Here is a 4,095-nt window from a genome sequence, read left to right as displayed (position 1 = left end):
CCCGCAGGCAAGTACAAGGGCTGGCGGTGTTCAGCGGCTTTCTTTTGCCTACTTTTCTTTGCCGCGGCAAAGAAAAGTAGGTGCCGCCCCGCACAGGGGCAACCCTGGCAGACCACTAACAAACCGCGGATGCAACCACCAAAACAAAACCACAACCACAACGACCAGCCCCCCACCTTCCAAAAGCAAAAAACAGAAAGCAAAAAACAAAAAACAAAAAACCAAATCATATTGCTGCGGTATGCTGGCGGCTTTCCGCCAATCCCCACCTCGATGTCAGACGAATACGAAGTACACGGCCCACACGATCACGCGATCGAACACGCAGGCGCCCACGGCAACGACAACAGTGCTTCACGCCTCGCCGTAATGACGGCCATCCTAGCGAGTGTCGGCGCGATTGCCGCCTACCAGAGCGGTGCGAATGAAAATCAGGCGCTCTTCTTCAAGAACGAAGCCGCGATACTCAAGACGGAAGCCGCCAACCAGTGGGCCTACTATCAGGCCAAAGGTGAAAAGCAGAACCTCGCCGAACTCGGCGCAGCACTAAGCGACCCGGCATCGGCAGCACACGCGAAATTCATCGCCGATACCGAGCGGTACAAGACCGAGAAAGAACCGATTCGCCAGAAAGCCGAGTCGCTCGAAGAGCAGGTCAAGAAAGACAATGAAGTCAGTGAATCACTTCAGCACCAGCATCATCGCTGGGCTCAGGCGACCACTCTGGTTCAGATATCCATCGCGCTCGCCGCGATCACGCTGCTTACCAAAAAGCGCTGGCTGCAAAAGCTCACGATCGGCGCGGCCGTCGTCTCTATCGGACTGTTCGTGACGGCACTGATCGGCGTCTAAAGGCGTCTGTCATTGCGTGGCGTTGAGCTTGCGCCATAGCGTCGTCTTGCTGATGCCGAGCGCCTTGCACGCGGCATCGCGGTCGCCGCCGCACGCGGCGAGCATCGCGCGTATTTCGTCGGCCTCGATATGGCGGCTGCGCTCGCGCAGCGTCAATGCGTCTTTCTTCTGCGATGCCGATGCCGATGCCGTCAGCAGTTCGGGCGCAACGACGTCGAGCATCTCGGGCGTGAACACGTCGACGGTGCCCGCCTCCGTATCGGCAAGCTCGACGGCAATCCGTTCGATCACGTTCTGCAGTTCACGCACGTTGCCGGGCCACGCGTAGCGTTGCAACGGCTCGCCAAGCTGCGCGAGCACACGCATCGCAGCGGGCAAATCCAGGATCCGCGCAGCCAGCCTCGGCTCGCGCGCGGCAGACTGCAACAGCAGTTCAGCAGCAAGCGGCAGCACGTCAGCCGTGCGTTCGCGCAACGGCGGCAAGCCGATACTCAGAATATTCAACCGGTAGTACAGATCCGCGCGAAACGTCCCTGCCTCGATGCCTTCCGTCAGCGCACGGTGCGTCGCCGCGACCACACGAATATCCACGCGCGTCGGTTCCGTCGATCCCAGCCGCACCACCTCGCGCTCCTGCAACACGCGCAGCAGCCGGCTTTGCAAAGGCAAAGGCATCTCGGCGATCTCGTCGAGAAACAGCGTGCCGCGATGCGCGGCTTCGATCAGGCCCGCCTTGCCACCCTTGCGCGCGCCCGTAAAAGCGCCTTCTTCATAGCCGAACAGTTCGCTTTCCAGCAAGGCCTCGGGAAACGCGCCGCAATTGATGGCGACGAAGGCAAAGTCGCGGCGCGCGCTCAGCCGATGCATGCTCTGCGCGACCATCTCCTTGCCCGTACCGCTTTCGCCGAGTATCAGCACGGTCGCATCGGACTTTGCGTAACGCCGCACCAGCGTGCGCACACGTTCGATCGACGGACAGGCGCCGACCAGATCGTCGAGTTTATAGCGCGCGGTGAACTGCTGTGCGCGCGGACGTGAACGCAGCGTGCGATCGAGCCGTTCGACAGCACGCGATTCCTGGAACGTCAGCACTGTGCCCGCCGCGTGGCCCGCGCCTGCCAGCGGCCCACGATGCACGAGATAACTGGTGCCGCGTACCGAGACCAGCGTGTCGCCGTCGGCATCGGGCAGCGCGCCCGCTATGTCCGGTGCAAGCTGCTGCAAGGGCACGCCGGCGGCGCTCGCGGCATCGATGCCCAGCACGTCCGCGAGACGCTGGTTGATCGCTTCGACGCGGCCTTGCGCGTCGAGTGCCACGACGCCGTCGCGCAAGTGCTGCAACAGGTTGTCGAGGCGCTGACGCCGCACGCCTTCGGCGCGCGTGGCCTGCGCGACATCGAGTGCGGTATCGAATGCGCTGCGCACCGATGTGCGTGAATACAGAAATACCGCCCCCATGCCCGCGCGTTCAGCAAGATCCGTCACATGGCCCGGCCCGACCACGGCTTCGATGCCGCGCTCGCGCAACTCGCGTACGCAGCTTTCGGCATCGGCTGTCGAACGATACGAGGCGAACATCACGTCGATACCGTATGCAGCCGTGAAGCGCTTCACCTCATCCGGCGTCTCGCCGTGCGTGACGAGCGCCACCGAAGCGCCGTCGCGACGCGCGCGGGCAAGCGCCTGCATCACGTCGAAGCCCGTCGGCGTGATCGCGACCACCGGCACGCCAACGCGCGCTTTCAGATACGCCGCGTTCGAACCGCCCGCGACGATCACGTCGGGACGCTCGATGCTCGCGGCTTCGATTTCCTGCACGGCGTCGTCGAAGCCCCGCGCCACCACGCGGAGTTCGGCGCGGCCCGCGTACTCGCTGGCAATGTCCACGAACAGATCGCGCAGACGGCTAATGCCCATCGCCCAGATACGTGGGCGGGTGTTCGAAACGACGGAAGGCGTGCTCATGGAAGCGAGTCCAGTCTGGGAAGCGTAGCCTTCGATTATGCGCGTCTCATTTCATAATGGAAACCGCATATTCCATTTTTGAAATCCGAGCAAAAATGTCAGCACGCGCGCACCTCGAAAAATCAGAGACTTAGCTGTGAAACGCCGCATGGCACACCACTTGCAGATATAGGCCCGCAAAACAACGGAGCCTCACAGTGAACGCAACCAAACAACCCACCAGCGCCGGCGCGGCATTCCGCCAGGCAGTTGCAGAAGGCCAACCGCTGCAGGTCGTCGGCGCGATCAACGCGTATGTCGCGAAGATGGCGGAAGCCGTCGGCTTCAAGGCGCTGTATCTGTCGGGCGGCGGCGTGGCCGCGAACTCGCTCGGCATGCCCGACCTCGGCATCAGTACGATGGACGACGTGCTGACCGACGCGCGCCGCATCACCGACGCAACCAACCTGCCGCTGCTCGTCGATATCGACACGGGCTGGGGCGGCGCCTTCAACATCGGGCGCACCGTGCGCTCGTTCATCAAGGCGGGCGTGGCCGCCGTTCACCTCGAAGACCAGGTGGGCCAGAAGCGCTGCGGGCATCGTCCGAACAAGGAAGTGGTCGCGAAGGAAGAGATGGTGGACCGCGTGAAGGCCGCCGTCGATGCCCGCACCGACGACCAGTTCGTCATCATGGCGCGCACCGATGCAGCCGCCGCCGAGGGCATCGACTCCGCGATCGAGCGCGCCGTGGCGTATGTGGAAGCGGGCGCCGACATGATCTTCCCCGAAGCGATGAAGACGCTCGACGACTATCGCCGCTTCAAGGCCGCCGTGAAGGTGCCGATCCTCGCGAACCTGACCGAGTTCGGCTCGACGCCCTTCTTCACCACGACGGAACTGCGCGAAGCGAATGTCGATATCGCGCTGTACTGCTGCGGCGCCTATCGCGCGATGAACGCAGCGGCGCTGAATTTCTACGAGACGGTGCTGCGCGACGGCACACAAAAGGCCGCCGTGCCGACCATGCAGACGCGCGAAGACCTGTACAAGTACCTTGGCTATCACGCGTACGAGGACAAACTCGACGCGCTGTTCGCATCACACAAGTAATGGCATCTGGAGGAAGACACATGAGCGAAGCAGATAACGGCACGCCGAACGCAGGCGCATTCAAGCCGAAGAAATCCGTCGCGCTGTCGGGCGTGACGGCGGGTAACACCGCGCTGTGCACGGTCGGCAAGACGGGCAACGATCTGCATTACCGTGGCTACGACATTCTCGATATCGCGGGCGCCTG

Annotated in this window: 3 protein-coding genes and 1 pseudogene; 3 read left to right on the top strand and 1 reads right to left on the bottom strand. The window is 62.8% G+C overall.

Features of this window, described 5'->3' with window-relative positions; translation table 11 throughout:
* The first annotated feature begins 273 nt into the window (after window positions 1-273).
* Window positions 274-852, top strand: a complete 579-nt coding sequence (locus DK391_RS43930) for a DUF4337 domain-containing protein (protein ID WP_109484258.1) — start codon at window positions 274-276, stop codon at window positions 850-852.
* Window positions 853-861: 9 nt separating this feature from the next.
* Here DK391_RS43930 and prpR read toward each other — a convergent pair whose 3' ends face one another.
* A complete protein-coding gene (gene prpR, locus DK391_RS43925) occupies window positions 862-2,817 on the bottom strand; it encodes a propionate catabolism operon regulatory protein PrpR (protein WP_109484257.1) in 1,956 nt (651 codons plus the stop codon).
* 197 nt (window positions 2,818-3,014) lie between these two features.
* Here prpR and prpB point away from each other — a divergent pair, with 197 nt between their 5' ends.
* Entirely contained in the window at window positions 3,015-3,908 is an 894-nt protein-coding gene (gene prpB / locus DK391_RS43920; RefSeq protein ID WP_109484256.1) for a methylisocitrate lyase, read from the top strand.
* Between the two features lie 20 nt (window positions 3,909-3,928).
* Window positions 3,929-4,095: pseudogene (locus DK391_RS43915) on the top strand (2-methylcitrate synthase); the annotation flags it as partial.

Source organism: Paraburkholderia sp. C35 (assembly GCF_003121405.1).
In the GTDB taxonomy this organism is placed as follows: domain Bacteria; phylum Pseudomonadota; class Gammaproteobacteria; order Burkholderiales; family Burkholderiaceae; genus Paraburkholderia.
The sequence above is the reverse complement of the archived record's forward strand: the minus strand, read 5'-3'. Positions and strand labels throughout refer to the sequence as shown.